Origin of the sequence: Mesorhizobium sp. B2-4-1, assembly GCF_006442185.1 — a bacterium.
Classification (GTDB): Bacteria; Pseudomonadota; Alphaproteobacteria; order Rhizobiales; family Rhizobiaceae; genus Mesorhizobium.
Genome location: NZ_VFVN01000003.1, coordinates 312,139 through 330,634, shown reverse-complemented (window position 1 = coordinate 330,634; position 18,496 = coordinate 312,139). Strand labels below are relative to the sequence as shown.

The 18,496-nt window shown below is 62.9% G+C and carries 16 protein-coding genes and 1 tRNA gene; 1 reads left to right on the top strand and 16 read right to left on the bottom strand.

Translation table 11 applies throughout. From position 1 onward, the window contains the following. Positions 1-60: 60 nt before the first annotated feature. The 3 genes from FJ949_RS10145 to FJ949_RS10135 form a co-directional block, all read right to left on the bottom strand. On the bottom strand, positions 61-447 hold the full coding sequence (locus FJ949_RS10145; protein ID WP_006203215.1) for a MerR family DNA-binding transcriptional regulator: 387 nt from the start codon (positions 445-447) through the stop codon (positions 61-63). A 125-nt stretch (positions 448-572) separates the two neighbouring features. Continuing rightward, on the bottom strand, positions 573-1,991 hold the full coding sequence (gene mgtE / locus FJ949_RS10140; RefSeq protein WP_140495597.1) for a magnesium transporter: 1,419 nt from the start codon (positions 1,989-1,991) through the stop codon (positions 573-575). Positions 1,992-2,186: 195 nt separating this feature from the next. Further along, positions 2,187-2,271 (bottom strand) — tRNA-Leu (locus FJ949_RS10135). A 180-nt stretch (positions 2,272-2,451) separates the two neighbouring features. Between FJ949_RS10135 and lipB the strand changes: the two genes are divergently transcribed. After that, entirely contained in the window at positions 2,452-3,195 is a 744-nt protein-coding gene (lipB, locus tag FJ949_RS10130) for a lipoyl(octanoyl) transferase LipB (protein ID WP_140495596.1), read from the top strand. A gap of 16 nt (positions 3,196-3,211) precedes the next feature. Here lipB and FJ949_RS10125 read toward each other — a convergent pair whose 3' ends face one another. From FJ949_RS10125 to FJ949_RS10065, 13 genes are all read right to left on the bottom strand, one after another. Further along, a complete protein-coding gene (locus FJ949_RS10125; protein ID WP_140495595.1) occupies positions 3,212-4,459 on the bottom strand; it encodes a site-2 protease family protein in 1,248 nt (415 codons plus the stop codon). A gap of 732 nt (positions 4,460-5,191) precedes the next feature. Next, on the bottom strand, positions 5,192-5,875 hold the full coding sequence (locus tag FJ949_RS10120) for an ABC transporter ATP-binding protein (RefSeq protein WP_181165304.1): 684 nt from the start codon (positions 5,873-5,875) through the stop codon (positions 5,192-5,194). Further along, the gene (locus tag FJ949_RS10115; protein ID WP_140495594.1) at positions 5,872-7,158 is read right to left on the bottom strand and encodes a lipoprotein-releasing ABC transporter permease subunit; all 1,287 of its coding nucleotides are present in this window, start codon (positions 7,156-7,158) and stop codon (positions 5,872-5,874) included. Before FJ949_RS10115 ends, FJ949_RS10120 begins: the two co-directional genes overlap by 4 nt. Further along, on the bottom strand, positions 7,155-8,483 hold the full coding sequence (proS, locus tag FJ949_RS10110; RefSeq protein WP_140495593.1) for a proline--tRNA ligase: 1,329 nt from the start codon (positions 8,481-8,483) through the stop codon (positions 7,155-7,157). The genes FJ949_RS10115 and proS overlap by 4 nt, the downstream gene beginning before the upstream one ends. A 631-nt stretch (positions 8,484-9,114) precedes the next feature. Beyond that, positions 9,115-9,399, bottom strand: coding sequence for a DUF1467 family protein (locus FJ949_RS10105; protein WP_140495592.1), 285 nt, complete (start codon positions 9,397-9,399; stop codon positions 9,115-9,117). Then, positions 9,396-9,800, bottom strand: coding sequence for a methylmalonyl-CoA epimerase (gene mce, locus FJ949_RS10100; RefSeq protein ID WP_140495591.1), 405 nt, complete (start codon positions 9,798-9,800; stop codon positions 9,396-9,398). The genes FJ949_RS10105 and mce overlap by 4 nt, the downstream gene beginning before the upstream one ends. Before the next feature lie 110 nt (positions 9,801-9,910). Continuing rightward, the gene (locus tag FJ949_RS10095; RefSeq protein ID WP_140495590.1) at positions 9,911-11,581 is read right to left on the bottom strand and encodes a ribonuclease J; all 1,671 of its coding nucleotides are present in this window, start codon (positions 11,579-11,581) and stop codon (positions 9,911-9,913) included. A 94-nt stretch (positions 11,582-11,675) separates the two neighbouring features. After that, complete coding sequence (locus FJ949_RS10090) at positions 11,676-12,497, bottom strand: biotin--[acetyl-CoA-carboxylase] ligase (protein ID WP_140495589.1); 822 nt, start codon at positions 12,495-12,497, stop codon at positions 11,676-11,678. A gap of 4 nt (positions 12,498-12,501) precedes the next feature. Then, entirely contained in the window at positions 12,502-13,938 is a 1,437-nt protein-coding gene (gene nuoN / locus FJ949_RS10085) for an NADH-quinone oxidoreductase subunit NuoN (protein WP_140495588.1), read from the bottom strand. Positions 13,939-13,957: 19 nt separating this feature from the next. Beyond that, positions 13,958-15,463 carry an NADH-quinone oxidoreductase subunit M gene (locus FJ949_RS10080; protein WP_140495587.1) on the bottom strand — a complete coding sequence of 502 codons (1,506 nt, stop codon included), beginning with the start codon at positions 15,461-15,463 and terminating at the stop codon, positions 13,958-13,960. Then, on the bottom strand, positions 15,463-17,436 hold the full coding sequence (gene nuoL, locus FJ949_RS10075; RefSeq protein ID WP_140495586.1) for an NADH-quinone oxidoreductase subunit L: 1,974 nt from the start codon (positions 17,434-17,436) through the stop codon (positions 15,463-15,465). Before nuoL ends, FJ949_RS10080 begins: the two co-directional genes overlap by 1 nt. A 10-nt stretch (positions 17,437-17,446) precedes the next feature. After that, entirely contained in the window at positions 17,447-17,755 is a 309-nt protein-coding gene (gene nuoK, locus FJ949_RS10070; protein ID WP_019858930.1) for an NADH-quinone oxidoreductase subunit NuoK, read from the bottom strand. A 1-nt stretch (position 17,756) separates the two neighbouring features. After that, positions 17,757-18,377, bottom strand: coding sequence for an NADH-quinone oxidoreductase subunit J (locus FJ949_RS10065; RefSeq protein ID WP_140495585.1), 621 nt, complete (start codon positions 18,375-18,377; stop codon positions 17,757-17,759). Between the last annotated feature and the right edge of the window lie 119 nt (positions 18,378-18,496).

Sequence of the window (18,496 nt, the reverse complement as noted above, 5' to 3'; positions counted from 1 at the left end):
CCCGGCAGGGCGATGAGGGGCGGCGCCGACTCTAAAGCGATTGTCCTGCCTGGAAGGCCGCTACGTATTAACCCCGAGCTCCACCAGCCGCTCAACGCAGGATTCCTCGGCCTGGTCGAGTTCGGCCAATGTCTCCTCGAGGTCGCGGCGCTTTTGCCTCAGATCCTCGCGCTTTTCCTCGATGCGCTTGATCATCAGCTTGAGCTGGCCGACCTCGCCGGGCGGTTCCTTGTACATCTGGATGATTTCGCGGATCTCGTTGATCGAGAAGCCGAGCCGTTTTCCGCGCATGATCTGCCGGATCAGGTGTCGGTCGGATGGACGAAACAGCCGCGTGCGGCCCCGCCGCACCGGCTGCACCAGTCCCTCGTCCTCGTAGAACCGCAGCGTCCGCGTCGACACGTCGAATTCGCGCGTCAGCTCGGTGATCGAATAATATTCCCGCATTCTCGCCCCATAGCCGGAGATTGGCGACTGCTGCTCTCCGTCCGCGGCAGACCTGCCGGAATCGGCCGCAGTCTGCCTGTCGCCGAGCCTCGCACGGCATTTACGTAAAAGTCAATTGAGCCGGATCAATGGACGCCGAACCACCACGTGGCAAGGCCCAGAAAAGCGAAGAAACCAACGACGTCGGTGACCGTGGTGACAAAGACCGCCGAAGCGACCGCGGGATCGACCTTGAAGCGGTCGAGCAGCAGCGGGATCAGGATGCCGGCAAGGGCCGCAACGAACATGTTGATGATCATGGCCGCGGCGATGATGCCGCCCAGATTGGCATCGCGGAACCAGACGGCGGCTACGATGCCGATCAATATGGCGAAAACGATGCCGTTGATGAAGCCCACGCCTATCTCGCGGCGAATGATGCGGCCGGCATTGTAGATGTCGAGATCCCTTGTCGCCAGCGCCCGCACGGTGACGGTCATGGTCTGCGAACCGGCATTGCCGCCCATCCCGGCCACGATCGGCATCAGCACGGCGAGCGCCACGATGCGCTCGATCGTGTGGTCGAACAGGCCGATCACCGATGCCGCAAGGAAGGCGGTCAGGAGATTGACAAGCAGCCATGGCACACGCGAACGCGAGGTCGAAAAGATGCTGTCGGAAAGCTCTTCGTCGCCGACGCCGCCCATGCGCAGGAGATCTTCCTCGGCTTCCTGCTGGATGACGTCGACGACGTCGTCGATGGTCAGCACGCCGACCAGCCGCTCGTTCTCGTCGACGACGGCGGCGGACAGAAGGTCATATTGCTCGAACTCCCGCGCGGCCTCTTCCTGGTCCATCGTGGCCGGAATGGCGTGCCGCGTCTCATGCATGACCTCCTCGACCTTGACCGAGCGCTTGGTGCGCAGGATCTGGTCGAGGTCTATGGCGCCAAGCAGCTTGAAGCTCGGGTCGATGACGAAGATCTGGCTGAAGCGGTCGGGAAGGTTCTTGTCCTCGCGCATGTAGTCGATGGTCTGGCCGACCGTCCAGAACGGCGGCACCGCGACGAACTCCGTCTGCATGCGCCGCCCGGCGGTCTCCTCGGGGTAGTCGAGCGAGCGACGTAGCCTGATGCGCTCGGTAAACGGCAGCTGCGACAGGATCTCGTCCTGGTCCTCCGGTTCGAGATCCTCGAGGATGTAGACCGCGTCGTCGGAATCGAGTTCCTGCACCGCCTGGGCAATCTGCGCGTTGGGCAGATTGTCGACGATGTCCATGCGGATCGCCTCGTCGACCTCGGTCAGCGCGGAAAAATCGAAGTCGGCCCCCAAAAGCTCGACAAGGGCGCGCCGCTGGTCGGGATGCAGCGCCTCGATCAGGTCGCCCATTTCCGACTGGTGCAGGTCGTCGACCTCACGCTTGAGCGTGAGCGTATCGCGGTCGGCGATCGCCGCGCCGATCTGGGCGAGAAAGGACGAAAGGACAGCGCCGTCCTCACCGTAGATGTCGGCGCGGTGTTCGTCAGCGACCCCAGCGCCGGTCGTCCGTTCGTCCTGGCCTTCCACCAGCGCCTCCCGCCATTGCAATCCTGGAAAAGGTGCATCTCAGGTCTAGAACATCGGACCCGAAAGTGGAAACCGGTTTCGGGAAAATCCGACGCTCAAAAAGAAACTGGCGTAACGCGCGGGAATATCAAACGAAATGCGCGGTGTCCGTAGGGCTGGAGGTGCCGCTACAAATCAGATTCTGGGGAGAGAGAATGGTGCGGTCGAGAAGACTCGAACTTCCACGGGTTGCCCCACAGCGACCTCAACGCTGCGCGTCTACCAATTCCGCCACGACCGCACGTGGTAGGAGCCGGAACCGACCGGCTCGCGGCGTGTAGCAAATCGTTTCCGGCGAAACAAGTGCGCCCCGAGCATTTAATCGCTGGGAATTGCCATAACGGATCAAAGCGCCAAAATGCACCGCGAACTGGACGTTTCGGCCCGATATCGCCATATGGAGTACAACAAGAGACATCCCATGCCAGAACGCAGCCAGATCGCCACGTCGTTCCTGCCTTTGACCGGTTCGGCGCCCGTCGAATGGGCGATCGAGCCCGGCCTCACCGCCTACCCCGAGGCGCTTGCCTTCATGGAGGCGCGCGCCGAAGCGATCCGCAGCGGGGCCGCCGGCGAGATGGTCTGGCTGGTCGAGCATCCGCCGCTCTATACCGCCGGCACGAGTGCGCGCAGCGAGGACCTGATCGACGCCAACCGGTTCCCGGTGTTTTCGGCCGGCCGCGGCGGCGAATACACCTATCATGGGCCGGGCCAGCGCGTCGCCTACGTCATGCTCGACCTGAAACGCCGCCGGGAGGATGTGCGCGCCTTCGTCGCCGCCCTCGAACAATGGATCATCGGCACGCTCGCCGCCTTCAACGTCAATGGCGAGCGCCGTGAGGATCGCGTCGGCGTCTGGGTGGTGCGGCCCGATCGCCCTGCCCTGCCGGACGGCTCTGCCGCCGAGGACAAGATCGCGGCAATAGGCATTCGGCTCAGGCGCTGGGTGAGTTTTCACGGTATCGCCATCAATGTCGAGCCGGACCTCGGCCATTTCAGCGGTATCGTGCCGTGCGGCGTGCAGGACCACGGCGTCACCAGCCTCGTCGATCTCGGACTGCCGGTGACGATGGCCGATCTCGATCTGGCGCTGAAATCAGCGTTCGAGGATGTCTTCGGCCCGGCTACGGCCTTGCCCTTGGAAACAGCCCGCGAGGCCGGCTGAACGCTTCCCGGACAGCTCAGATCAGCCGTGCCGACGCCCAGAGCACTCCATAACCGTGGATGACGAACACCGCCAGCAGCGCGCCGGCGATGACGAAACGGTCGGCCGTGCGGATCGGCTTCAGTTCGTGGCGCGGCCTCACCCCGCTGCCCGCTGTCAGAAGGCTGAGGATTGCAAAGACCGCGCCGGCCGCGAGCAGAAAGCCGATGGAAAAGCCGGCCCGCCAGCCAAGCGCCAGGAACGCCGAGAGCAGGAAGAAGGAGGCCAGCGTCAGCGCGACCGGCCCCGGGCAGATCTGGCGCAGCACCTGGCCGCCATCGAATTTCCACACCGGCACCAGATTGGCGATGTTGAACAGGGCAGCACAGCCCGCCAGTGTCGCCAGCAATGTCGCGGCAAGCCAGTGCCCTTCCGCGCTTGCAAACGTGCTGCCCATCATCGCCAACGGCACCAGGAAAGCAGAGAACCCGGCGCCCATCAGCGCCACGAACGCAACTTCGAAACGGCTGTCATAGGGCCGGCCGCCAATGGCGAGGCCGCCGAGCAGCGGGATGAAGATCATGCGCGCCCTGCGATGGCCCATCAGGCGGAATGCCGCCATGTGGCCGAGCTCGTGCAGGGCGACAACGGAAGTCAGGATCGCGGCCAGAGCAAGCCCGCCGCGGTGAAGCCCGAAGAACGGCCACAGGATGAATGCCGAGAGAGCGGCGAAGCCGAGCTGGCTCAGCGGATGTTCGAACCAGCCGCCCTTGCGATACCGCCCTGTCCTGGCCCAGCCATCCAGCTTGGCGAGTTCGCGGCGCATGGCGAAATAGCGGAACGCCAGGAAGGCCACGCCGCGGTAACGGTCGGTCTGGGTGAGCGTAACCCGGGTGGCCTCGCCAATCGAGACCAACTGCGCGGTTTCCCGATAATGCGCCCAGAAAGACGGATCGAGCGCCGTGTCCTCGATGACGCGCATCGAAAAGCACCTGCCATGCACGACATTCTCGAGCAGGGCCTTGCGTTCGATCGGCAGGCCGTCCCGGCCCTCCCAGGACATTCTGGTGCGGACCACTCCCTCGCCCAGCATCTCTGCCGAGAGGATTTCGCCGGACCAGCCGGCATTGCTCCCGAGCGGCCACAGCGCCTGCCACAGACGCTGCCGGTCGGCCGCGACCGTGCGGCTGAGCCTGATTGTGCGCAAACCAAGCGGCACGCTCATCAGGAGAAAAATCAGCCCTAGATTGCTGGCGACGAGGAAGGCGGCGACGATGGGCGACACGCGGCGCTCCTGCTTTCAGGAGCGACACCCTAGCGCCATGGGCGGCAAGAAAGGCTTAACGGCAAAGCGGACTTTCGTCCGCCGGAACAGCGACGGCAGAGACAGTCACCTCACATGGCTCCGATCCAGATCGCCATGGAAATGAGGAAGGTGCTCATGCAAACCAGCGAGATGACATCCTGAACCAGATCGGTCATAACTCTCTCCTGTTGTTGATATGTTCGCAATTTGTTCTAATTTTGTTTCAAAGTCAACGAGCGGAATCCGTCCGCAGCCGGAATTTTCGAGCGATCAAACCGGCAGGGTTAAGAAAAGGTTGACGGCGCGGGACCTATCAACAGGTCAGGAAGATGTCGGCGACGCTATCGTCAGTTAGCGTATGGGATGAGCGCCTGCTGCCCTCAATCTCAGTAGAGACAATAGTGGGTAAGCTACGACTGCCGAGTGATGGACGTGAGGCAACACCAAGGCGCCAATCAAGCTGATCGCTGGCGAAAGCGCATGAGGCAAGGCCGCCGGTGGCGCCTCTCGCGCAACTTTGTGACCCTGGCTGCTCATCCTGGTGATGACCGCGATCTCTTCCGCCCTGATCGCACTGAAGGCTCACTGGCGGTTCTGATCCAGAGGACTCCCGGAGGGATCAGTATCCCCGAAGGCAAACTAAACCCGCGGAAATCTCGCTGGACGTTGTTAAGGTTGAACCCAATCTCGCAGCGGACATCGAGGTACCCCTTAGAGCGGCACCACCTTGCCCTCGGCCAGGGTGACGCGCCGGTCCATGCGCGCTGCCAGCTGGTGATTGTGGGTGGCGATCAGCGCCGCGAGGCCGGATTGCCGCACCAATGCCTCCAGCGCCTCGAACACATAGGAGGCAGTGACCGGGTCGAGATTCCCGGTGGGCTCGTCCGCCAGCAGCACCAGCGGCGCATTGGCGACCGCGCGTGCGATTGCCACGCGCTGTTGCTCGCCGCCCGACAGTTCGGACGGCCGGTGCGATGCGCGCTTGCCGATCTGCATGTAGTCGAGCAGCTGCGCCGCGCGCTCGGCCGCCTCCTTGCGCGGCAGCCCTTTGATGAGCTGCGGCATCATGATGTTTTCCAGCGCCGAAAACTCCGGCAGCAGATGGTGGAACTGGTAGACGAAGCCGACATCGTTGCGGCGGATCGAGGTGCGCTCGTCATCGGATAGCCGGCCGCAGGCCCGGCCGGAGAGAATCACGTCGCCGGCGTCGGGCCGTTCCAAGAGCCCTGCCGTATGCAGCAGCGTCGATTTGCCGGTGCCGGACGGCGCCACCAGCGCCACCATCTCGCCGCGCTTCAGCGAGAAGTCCGCACCGTTCAGAATGGTGAGCTTGCGCGGCCCCTGGACATAGTGCCGCTCGACGCTCTTCAACTCGATAATGGCCTGCGCCATCATTCGTACCTCAGCGCTTCGACCGGATCGAGGCGGGCCGCCCGCCATGCCGGAAACAACGTCGCCAGGAAGGACAGGCCGAGCGCCATGATGACGACATAGGTCGTCTCGCGCGGATCCATCTTCGCCGGCAACTGGCTGAGGAAATAGAGCTCCGGATTGAACAGCACCTTGCCCGTCATCCAGGAAAAGAACTCGCGGATCGATTCGATGTTGAGGCAGATGACCACGCCGAGCAGCACGCCGGCGATGGTGCCGGTGACGCCGATCGCCGCGCCCGTCATCAGGAAGATGCGCAGGATGGCGCCGCGCGAGGCGCCCATGGTGCGCAGGATGGCGATGTCGTGCCCCTTGTCTTTCACCAGCATGACCAGCCCGGAGATGATGTTGAGCGCCGCCACCAGCACGATCAGCGTCAGGATCATGAACATGACGTTGCGCTCCACCTGCAGGGCGGAAAAGAAGGTCTCGTTGCGCTGCCGCCAGTCGACGAGGTCGATGGGTCGCTGCGCCGCCTCTTCCACCTTCGGTTTCAGCGCGTCGACATCATCGGGATTGTCGACATAGATCTCGATCGTCTGGGCTCGCCCATCCATGTTGAAATAGAGCTGCGCCTCGGAAAAGGGCATGTAGACGATGGAGGCGTCATATTCCGACATGCCGACTTCGAAGATCGCCGCGATCTTGTAGCCTTTCATGCGCGGCGTCGTGCCGAGCGGCGTCACGTCGCCGTCCGGCGAGATCAGCGTGATCGTGTCGCCGAGCGCCAGGCCGAGATTCTCCGCCATGCGCTTGCCGATGGCGACGCCCTCGCCCGTGTCGAAATCGGCGATCGAGCCCTGCTTGATGTTGTTGGCTACGATGGCAATCTTGCCCAGGTCCTCGCCCCTGATGCCGCGCACCAGCGCGCCGGAGCCGCCGCCGACATTACCTTGCGCCAGCACCTGGCCGTCGATCAGCGGAATGGCGTATTTCACGCCGGCCACGCCGTTGATGCGGCCGGCGACCTGCGCATAGTCCTCAAGCGGCGAATCCAGCGGCTGCACGATCAGATGGCCGTTTACGCCGAGGATGCGGGTGAGCAGCTCGGCCCTGAACCCGTTCATGACGGCCATCACCACGATCAGCGTCGCCACTCCCAGCATGATGCCGAGGAAGGAGATCGAGGCGATGACCGAGATCACCGTCTCCTTGCGTCGCGAGCGCAGATAGCGCCACGCCACCGTGCGTTCGAAGATGGAAAACGGTCCGGCGCCTGCCGGTCTCGCTGCCGCCGCCTCGCTCATGCGGCGGCACCGAAGCGTTTTTTCGCATCGGCGATCGGCAGCGTCACGCGCTCGCCGGTCTTGCGGTTCTTGATCTCGACCTCGCCGGCGGCCACGCCGCGCGGTCCGACGATCACCTGCCAGGGCAAGCCGATCAGGTCGGCGGTGGCGAACTTGCCGCCCGGCCGCTGGTCGGTGTCGTCATAGAGCACATCCTTGCCGGCGGCGGTGAAAGCTGCGTTGAGTTCATCGCAGACGCGGTCGCAATCGGCATCGCCGGCTTTCATGTTGATCAGGCCGATGTCGAACGGCGCCACCGCTTCCGGCCAGATGATGCCGTTCTCGTCATGGCTGGCTTCGATGATCGCCGCAACCAGCCGCGACGGGCCGATGCCATAGGAACCGCCGGAAGCGAAATGATCCTTGCCGTCAGGCCCGGTCACCTTGGCGCCCATCGGCTTGGAGTATTTCTCGCCGAAATGGAAGATATGGCCGACTTCGATGCCGCGCGCCGAAACCTTGTCGCTGTCGGGAACCTCAGCCCAGGCCGCTTCGTCATGCATTTCGTCGGTCGCGGCGTAAGGCGTCGTCCAGGTCTTGACGATGCCTGATATCTCGGCGTCGTTGGAGAAATCGGTGTTGGCTCCGGGCACGCCGAGCGACAGATAATCGCGATGGCAGAACACCTGGCTCTCGCCGGTGTCGGCCAGGATGATGAATTCATGGCTGAGATCGCCGCCGATCGGACCGGTGTCGGCCCGCATCGGGATCGCCTGTAGGCCCATGCGGGTGAAGGTCCGGAGGTAGGACACGAACATCCTGTTGTAGGCGGCTCTCGCGCCTTCGAAGTCGAGATCGAAGGAGTAGGCATCCTTCATCAGGAATTCCCGGCTGCGCATGACGCCGAAGCGCGGCCGCACCTCGTCGCGGAACTTCCACTGGATGTGGTAGAGGTTGAGCGGCAAGTCCTTGTAGGACTTTACATAGGCGCGGAAGATCTCGGTGACCATTTCCTCGTTGGTCGGGCCGTAAAGCATGTCGCGGTCCTGGCGGTCCTTGATGCGCAACATCTCCTTGCCGTAGTCGTTATAGCGGCCGCTTTCGCGCCAAAGGTCAGCCGACTGGATGGTCGGCATCAGGATTTCCAGCGCGCCGGCGCGGTTCTGTTCCTCGCGGATGATCTGGCAGACCTTGTCCAGGACCCGTTTGCCCAGCGGCAGCCAGGAAAAACTGCCCTGCCCCTGCTGGCGGATCATGCCGGCGCGCAGCATCAGCCGATGCGAGACGATCTCCGCCTCGCGCGGATTCTCTTTGAGGATGGGCAGGAAATAGCGCGACAAACGCATGAACTGGTCCGTGAATGAGGAGGCCGCGCCAGAATCGGTGCGACGCAGGCTTGCTTGCCCCGGCTTCATAGCCATTTCATGGCGCAATGGGAACCCGGACGCATCGACCCGGAAATCGGAAATTCACCTTTCGAACGGCGTGGCGCGCGGAATGAAAACGTTTTGAGCACCCCTCGCGCGCGCCGCGAATGCTGGACGATCGAAGGAGCCACGGTTGCATAAAACGCCCGGCTGGTGGTTTCCCAAGCAAAGCCTGCCGTACTATTGTGCAGTGCAGCACGAGAATGCCCGTTTCAAGGCAAAATTCTTCGTGACATTTTCATTTCCGTTGGGCTAATGTGCCCCGATAACCGAGAGAGCAGAGAAAAATCTGTTCTCCTACGCGGTCAAAGTCTTGGGAGGATGCGATCTAGGCGCGGTTACTCGCTGCCGCCGGAAACCGGAAACAGATCGGACGCGTTTAAATTGCAAGGCCTTGTGCCTTGCATTTTTTTTGTGCAATCACCTGCTTAGCGCAATGCGTTGCCAAACCACCTTACCCTGCGTCATGATTTTTGAAGCCTGAACAGATGAGCCGGCGCCGAATGGCGGCATGACCTCGCCCGAAGCGCAAGAGCCGGTTTGAATGCTGCTATTTTGCCGTGGCCTGGCCGAATTCCGGCACGATGTGCGGGATGTCGTTGAGGCTATATCCCAGCCCGTGCGTCAGGCCGTAGAAAATGCCCATGAGCACCGCCGTGGCGACGGTGGTGCGGATCACCGCACGCAGCATATGTGGTCCGCGCGGCGCGCTAGGCACCGTGCCCAGCGTCACGTCACGATCGTCATCCTGCGTCCTGACGCTGAACGGCAGAACGGCAAACAGCACCACCCACCAGGTCGCGAAAAACAGTGCGGTGAACGAAACCCAGCTCATGGTTGCTCCAGTTCGATCAGCGTGCCGAAGAAATCCTTCGGATGCAGGAACAGCACAGGCTTGCCATGCGCGCCGGTCTTCGGCTTGCCGTCGCCCAGAACCCGGGCGCCGGCCGCCTGGAGCCGGTCCCGCGCGGTAAGGATATCGTCGACCTCATAGCAGAGATGGTGCATGCCGCCCGACGGGTTCTTCTCGAGGAAAGCCGCGATCGGCGAACCCTCGCCGAGCGGCTCCAGCAACTCGATCTTGGTGTTGCCGACATTGACGAACACCACGGTGACGCCATGCCCGGGCAGCGCCTGTGGTTCGCTCACTTCGGCGCCTAGCGTGTCGCGATAGCAAGCGACAGCCGCAGCCAGATCCGGCACCGCAAGCGCGACATGGTTCAGGCGTCCAAGCATAGAGCGCTCCGCTTTAGGGGAGTAAGGGAGTAGGGAAACAAGACAGAAGAAAAGCAACGGCTCATTCTCCCCTACTCCCCTACTGCCTTATTCCCCTATTCCCCTATTCGTCACCGCGTGACGAATACAGTCACCAGCGGTTTCTTGCCCCAGGCTTCGTTGGCGGCGCCACGTACGGCACGGCGTACCGCCTCCTGCACCAGATCGAGATCTTTTCGGCGCTGACGGGGGATGGAGTCCACCGCGCCGATTGCCGCATCGATCATCAGGTCCTCCAGCGTCTCGCCCCTGGCGTCGGCCTCGGCGACGCCGATTGCGACGAGATCGGGATCGCCGGCGAGCTCATACTTCTCGTCCAGCACCACATTGACCGCGACATGGCCGGCAAAGGACAGTTTGCGACGGTCGCGAATGCCCATCGCCTGGTCGGTGCCGATCAACCTGCCGTCCTTGTAGATGCGGCCGAACGGCACCTGGTCGATGATCGTGGCAGGGCCGGGAGCAAGCCGCAGCATGTCGCCGTCGCGCACCTGCGCCACCTGGCCGATGCCCGACGTCGACATCAGCGAGCCCTGGGCCACCAGATGCGCGGCCTCGCCATGCACTGGAACACCGATCTGCGGCCGTACCCATTCATACATCTTGCGCAATTCGCTGCGCCGCGGATGGCCGGAGACATGCACCAGCGCATCGCCGTCCTCGATGATCTTGATGCCGAGATCGACGAGGCGGTTCTTAATTTCGAGGATCGCCTTCTCGTTGCCGGGAATGGTACGCGAGGAAAACACCACCGTGTCGCCGGCCGTCAGCGACACCGACTTCATCTCGTCGCGCGAGAGCTTGGCAAGGGCCGCCAGCGGCTCGCCCTGGCTTCCGGTACAGATGACGACCAGGTTTTCGCGCGGAATGAAGCCGAAATCCTCCTCGGCGATGAACTCCGGCAGACCGTCCATGTAGCCGAGTTCGCCGGCGACATCGATGACGCGCTTCAGCGAACGGCCGAGCACCAGGCACTGACGGCCGGCATCGCGCGCCGCCTTGGCGATGGAAACGATACGGCCGACATTGGACGAGAAGGTGGTAACGGCGACGCGGCCCTTGGCGGCCTGGATAACCCCTTTCAGCCCCTCGCCGACCGCGACTTCCGATGGCGATTCGCCTTCGCGCATTGCATTGGTCGAATCGCAGACCAGCGCCAGCACGCCCTTGTCGCCATAGGCGCGGAACCGTGCTTCGTCGGTCTTGGGTCCGATCGTCGGCGCCGGGTCGATCTTCCAGTCGCCGGTGTGGATGACGGTGCCTGCCGGCGAGGTGATGGCCAGCGACATCGGTTCGGGAATCGAATGCGCGACCGGGATCGCCTCGATTTCGAACGGACCGACGGTGAATTTTTCGCCCGCGCGGTAGATGGTCAGCGGGATCTTCGGCGCGCCCTGCTCGCCCTGGCGCTTGGCTTCCAGCAGCCCGGCGCTGAACGGCGTCATCCACACCGGCGCCTTGAGCCTCGGCCAGATATCCAGCAGCGCGCCATAGTGGTCCTCATGCGCGTGGGTGATCACGATACCGCGCAAATTGGCGATGTTCTCTTCGATGAAGCGCGTGTCTGGCAGGATCAGGTCGACGCCCGGATGCGCCGCGTCGGGAAAGGTGACGCCGACGTCGATGACGATCCATTCGCGCGCGCTCGGCGGACCATAGCCGTAGAGAGCGAAGTTCATACCGATCTCGCCGACGCCGCCCAGCGGCACGAAGACGAGTTCGGCGTTTTCCGCTTTCGCCATGATTTTTTCCTTCCTGGCCCTCAGGCCAAGCCATTGAAGCAATTCCGGGAAAAGTCTGTAACGGTTTTCCGTCTGGAATTGCGCAAAAACAAAACTATACCCGGGCGGATGCGACCGCGCCGAAATGCACATCGCCGGCGGCGATCGTCAAAACCGAGCCCTCATCGTCGCGGATCACGAAACGGCAGTCCTCGTCAATGGTCTCGAACACCCCGCGCACCACATTACCGTCAATTCTGACAGCAACCTCGCCGCCAAGCCCTGCCGCGCGTGCCAGCCAGCGCCGCCTGACGGCGGCAAGTCCGCGCCCGTCGTCCCACAGGCGGGCATTCTCGCTCCAAGCATCCGACAGCGCCAGGAACAGCGTTTCGGCATCGCATGCCGCACCCAGTGCGTGAAGCGACGTCGCGGGATACGGCAAATCCTCAGGGTACGCCACAACATTGACGCCGATGCCGACCGCCACCGCGAAACGGCCGCCGTCCAGCATGGCCGATTCCAGCAGGATGCCGGCGAGCTTGGCGCCGGAGGCGAGCACGTCGTTCGGCCATTTCAGCTCGAAACGGTTCTTGCCTTCCTTGCCGCCGTCGAGGCCGATGGCGATCCGGCCCGCCGGCACCACGGCATCGAGCGCATCGGCCAGCGCCAGGCCGGCGACGAAACCGAGCGTCGCGGCGAGTCGAAGCTCGCCCCCGGTGAGGACGAGCAGCGTCGCCGCCAGATTTCCCTCGGGTGTCGCCCAGACGCGGCCGCGCCGCCCGCGCCCGCTTTCCTGTTTCTTGGAAACGACCCACAATCTGCCGGGGTCGCCGGCCCGGGCGTGATCCAGCGCCAGCGCATTGGTGGAGCCGACGCTGTCATGCGCCTCCAGCCGGAATCCTTCCGACGCCGAGGTTGGAGCCAGCCGAAATGCCATCCCGTCAGAAAAATGTCTTGGCGGCGGCTTCGGCATAGGTGCCGATCGGCCCGCCGATCAGCACATAGAACAGCACGAAAGCGCCGGAGACACCGAGTACGAGGCGCAATTCACTGGCCATCGGCACGAAGCCGCCGACCGGTTCGTCGAACCACATGATCTTGATGATGCGCAGGTAATAATAGGCGCCCACCACCGAGGCCAGCACGCCGATGATCGCCAGCGCGTAGAGGTTGGCATTGATGGCGGCGAGGAAGACGTACCACTTCCCCCAGAAACCGGCGAGCGGCGGGATGCCGGCCAGCGAGAACATCAGGATGGTCAGGATCGTCGCCATGATCGGGTTGGTCGAGGACAGGCCTGCCAGGTCGCTGATCTGCTCGACATTGCCTTCCTTGCGCCGCATGGCGAGGATGAAGGCGAAGGTGCCGAGCGTCATCACCAGATAGATCAGCATGTAGATGGCGACGCCGCGCACGCCGGCCTGGCTGTTGGCGGCAAGGCCAACCAGCGCGTAGCCCATATGGCCGATCGAGGAATAGGCCATCAGGCGCTTGATATTAGTCTGGCCGATCGCCGCGAAAGAGCCGAGCGCCATCGACGCGATCGAGATGAAGACGATGATCTGCTGCCAGTCGGAAGCGATCGGCTTGAACGCGCCCATGGTGACGCGCACGATCAGCGCCATAGCCGCCATCTTGGGTGCCGCCGCCAGGAAAGCCGTCACCGGTGTCGGCGCGCCCTCATAGACGTCGGGCGTCCACATGTGGAACGGCACCGCCGAGATCTTGAAGGCGAGGCCGGCCAGCACGAAGACCAGGCCGAAGACGAGGCCAAGCTGGCGCTCACCGCCGCCCAGCGCCGTCGCGATCTCCTGGAAGCCGGTGTTGCCGGTATAGCCATAGACCAGGCTGATGCCATACAGCAGCATGCCCGATGATAGTGCGCCGAGGACGAAGTACTTCAGGCCCGCCTCGGTCGAGCGCAGGTTCTCGCGGTTGATCGCGCACAAGACATAGATCGCCAGCGACTGAAGCTCGAGGCCGAGATAGAGCCCGATCATGCCGTTGGCCGAGATCATCAGCATCATGCCGAGCGTGCACAGAAGGATCAGCACCGGATATTCGAACTTGTCGAACCGCTCCGCCCTGGCGAAGCGCATCGACATGATCAGCGTCACCGCCGAGCCCACCAGCGCCAGCAGCTTCATGAAGCGGGCAAAAGAATCCTGGATGAAGGCATTGCCGTAGGCGCTGCCCTGCCCGGTGGAGAAGATCAGCCAGGCGCCCGATATCACCAGCACGGCGACGGCAAGGCCGGTTACGGTGTTGGCGGTGTTGGCGCGCGAATAGGCCCCGACCATCAGCAGCGCGAGCGCGCCGATGGCAAGGATCAGCTCGGGCGTCGAGAGCGACAGGCTGGAGAGAAGGTCCGGCGTCATGGTTCGCAAAACCCCTGGGTCAGTTCGCCGCCGCGGTCTGCGCGGCGCCGATGGATGCGGTGACATTGGTGACGAGCGACTTGACCGACTGGGCCGTCGCGTCGAAGACGGGAGCGGGATAGACGCCGAAGAAGATGACCAGCACAACCAGCGGATAGATGATCGCCTTCTCGCGTGTCGACAGGTCGAGCAGGCCCTTGAGGCTGTCCTTGGTCAGCGCGCCGAAGATCACCCGGCGGTAGAGCCAAAGCGCGTAGGCGGCCGACAGGATGACGCCGGTGGCAGCGAAGAACGCCACCCAGGTATTGACCCGGAACACGCCGAGCATGGTCAGGAACTCGCCGACGAAGCCTGACGTGCCCGGCAGGCCGACATTGGCCATGGTGAAGATCAGGAACACGGTGGCGTATTTCGGCATGTTGTTGACCAGGCCGCCATAGGCGGCGATCTCACGCGTGTGCATGCGGTCATAGATGACGCCGACGCACAGGAACAGCGCGCCCGAGACCAGGCCGTGGCTGAGCATCTGGAAGATCGCGCCCTGCACGCCTTCCTGGTTCATGGCGAAGATGCCCATGGTCACGAAGCCCATATGGGCGACCGACGAATAGGCGATCAGCTTCTTCATGTCCTCCTGCATCAGCGCCACCAGCGAGGTGTAGATGATGGCGACGACCGAAAGTGCGAAGACCAGCGGCGCGAACATCTCGGAGGCCAGCGGGAACATCGGCAAGGAGAACCGCAGGAAGCCGTATCCGCCCATCTTCAACAGAATGGCGGCCAGGATCACCGAACCGGCTGTCGGCGCCTCGACATGCGCATCCGGCAGCCAGGTATGCACCGGCCACATCGGCATCTTCACCGCGAAGGAGGCGAAGAAGGCGAGCCACAGCCATGTCTGCATGTTGGCGGGGAAATTGTGCGTCAACAGCGTCGGGATATCGGTCGTGCCGGACTGGTAGAACATCGCCATGATGGCGAGCAGCATCAGCACCGAGCCGGCGAGCGTGTAGAGGAAGAACTTGAAGGAGGCATAGACGCGGCGCTTGCCGCCCCAGACGCCGATGATGATGAACATCGGGATCAGGCCGGCTTCGAAGAAGACGTAGAACAGCACGATGTCGAGCGCGCAGAACACGCCGATCATCAGCGTTTCGAGCAGCAGGAAGGCGATCATGTAGGCCTTGACGCGCTTCTCGATCGCTTCCCACGACGCCAGGATACAGAGCGGCATCAGGAATGTGGTCAGAATGACGAACAGCATCGAAATGCCGTCGACGCCCATATGGTAGGAGATGCCGGAATCGAGCCAGGCGACCTTCTCGACGAACTGGAAGCCGGCTTGCGAATTGTCGAAGCCGGTCCAGATGAACAGCGAGACGATGAAGGTGAACGTCGTCGTCAGCAGCGCGATGGCGCGGATGTTGCGGCGTGCGTTTTCGCTGTCGTCGTTGATGAACAGGATGAGCAGCACACCAACCAACGGCAGGAAGGTGACCAGCGAGAGAATTGGCCAAGCGGTCATCAGAGCATCATCCAGGTGACGAATGCGGCAACGCCGATCAGCATGGCGAAGGCATAGTGATAGAGATAGCCGGTCTGCAACTTGACGACGCGGTTGGTGACATCGACGACGCGTGCCGAAATGCCGTCAGGCCCGAGACCATCGATGACGGTGCCGTCGCCGGTCTTCCACAGGAAGGAACCGAGGCGTTTGGCCGGCCGCACAAAGAGGAAGTCATAGAGCTCGTCGAAATACCATTTGTTGAGCAGGAAGGCATAGAGCCCGCGATGCTGGGCGGCCAGATTGACCGGCATTTCCGGCGAGCGGATGTAGAACTTCCACGCCAGCGCCAGGCCGATCAGCATGGCGATGAACGGCGACAGCTCGACCCATAGCGGCAGTTCGTGAATGTCGTGCAGGATGTGATTGTCCGGCAGTGTGAACAGCGACGCCTTCCAGAATTCGGCATAGCCTTCGCCAATGAAGGCACCGTGGAAGATGATGCCGGCAAACAGCGCGCCCGCCGCCAGCACGAACAGCGGCACCAGCATCACCGGCGGCGATTCATGGACATGGTGCATCACCTCATGGCTCGCCCGCGGCCTGCCGTGGAAGGTCATGAAGATCAGCCGCCAGGAATAGAAGGAGGTGAAGCCGGCGGCGATCACCAGCAGCACGAAGGCGAGGCCCGCCACGGAATTATGCCCGGCAAAGGCCGTCTCGATGATGGCATCCTTGGAGAAGAACCCGGCGGTGCCGATAACGGTGACCGGAATGCCGACGCCGGTCAGCGCCAGGGTGCCGATTACCATCATCCAGTAGGTCGTCGGGATCAGCGTCCTCAGGCCGCCCATCTTGCGCATGTCCTGCTCGTCGGAAACCGCATGGATGACCGAGCCCGAGCCGAGGAACAGCAGCGCCTTGAAGAAGGCATGCGTGAACAGGTGGAAGATCGCCGCACCATAGGCGCCGACGCCGAGCGCCACGAACATGTAGCCAAGTTGCGAGCAGGTCGAATAGGCGATGACGCGCTTAATGTCGTTCTGGACCAGGCCGACGGTCGCCGCGAAGAAGGCGGTGAAGGCGCCGATGAAGGTCACCACCGTCAGCGCCGAATGCGACAGCTCGAACAGCGGCGACAGCCGCGCCAGCATGAACACGCCGGCCGTCACCATGGTGGCGGCATGGATGAGCGCCGAGACCGGCGTCGGACCTTCCATGGCGTCCGGCAGCCAGGTGTGCAGCGGCACCTGCGCCGACTTGCCCATGGCGCCCATGAACAGCAGCAGGCAGACGATCGTCATCGCCGCCTGCTTGTCCAGCGCATGGCCGAGGAAGGTCAGCACCGCAGCACCTTGCGGGGCGCCTTCAGCCGGGATGAACGTCGCCGCATTGGCGAAGATGGTGCCGAGATTGACCGAGCCGAACAGCACGAACACGCCGAAGATGCCGAGCGCGAAGCCGAAATCGCCGACGCGGTTGACGACGAAGGCCTTGATGGCCGCGGCGTTGGCCGAGGGCTTCTTGTACCAGAAGCCGATCAGCAGGTAGGACGCCAGGCCCACCCCTTCCCAACCGAAGAACATCTGCACGAGGTTGTCGGCCGTCACCAGCATCAGCATGGCGAAGGTGAACAGCGACAGATAGGCGAAGAAACGCGGCCGGTTCGGATCGTGGTGCATGTAGCCGATCGAGTAGATATGGACCAGCGCCGACACGGTGTTGACCACCACCAGCATGACCACAGTCAGAGTGTCGATCCTGAGCGCCCAGGACGCCTCCAGTCCGCCGGACTGGATCCAGCGCAGCACCGGCACGGTGAACACCTCGCCATGGCCGAAACCGACGGTGAAGAAAGCAACCCACGACAGCACCGCCGCGATCACCAGGAATCCGGAGGTGATGTATTCGGACGCCTTGGCGCCGAGCGAAGTGCCGAACAGGCCGACGATCAGGAAGCCGAGCAGCGGAAGGAAGACGATGGCCTGGTACATGGTGGTTCCGTCAACCCTTCATCATGTTCACGTCTTCGACCGCGATCGAGCCGCGGTTGCGGAAGAAGACGACGAGAATGGCAAGTCCGATGGCGGCCTCCGCCGCCGCGACCGTCAGCACGAACAGCGCGAACACCTGGCCGACGAGGTCGCCGAGAGCCGCCGAAAAGGCGACGAAATTGATATTGACCGCAAGCAGGATCAACTCGACCGACATCAGGATGACGATCACGTTCTTACGGTTCAGGAAGATGCCGAACACGCCGAGCGTGAAAAGGATCGCCGATACGGTCAGATAATGTGCGATGCCGACGACCATCTCAGACTCCTTCGCCCGACTTGACCTTGCGGATTTCCATGCCCGTCGCCGCCGTGCGGGCGACCTGGGCTGCGATCGACTGCCGCTTGACCCCTTCCTTGTGGCGCAGCGTCAAAACGATGGCACCGATCATGGCCACCAGCAGCACGAGGCCCGAGATCTGGAAGTAGTAGAGGTAGTCCGTATAGAGGATGTCGCCGAGCGCTGCCGTATTCGAGCGCGCCGCGAGATCGGGAATCGGCTTCGATACCGTCGAGGCGAGCTGCGGCGCGAAGGTATAGCCGCCGAGCACCACGATCAGTTCCGCCGCCAGGATCAGTCCGACCAGCGCGCCGATCGGCGCATATTGCAGAGCGCCCTCCTTCATCTCGGCGAAATCGACGTCGAGCATCATGACGACGAACAGGAACAGCACCATGACAGCGCCGACATAGACGACGAGCAGGATCATCGCCAGGAACTCGGCGCCTGTCAGCATGAACAGGCCGGCGGCGTTGAAGAAGGTCAGGATCAGGAACAGCACCGAATGCACGGGGTTGCGCGACGAAATGACCATGAACGCCGACGCCACGGCGACAAAGGCGAAGAGGTAGAAAAAGGCCGCCTCTAGTCCACTCAGCATTGGGGTTCCCCCGGGTTCCTGTCCAAACAGGACGTTCGTCCTGTTTGTGTCTGTGGCTTCGTTCCGCCTCCGGTGCGAAGCCGCGTTGTCCTAGCCCATGTTCCAACCGGGTTGAAAGA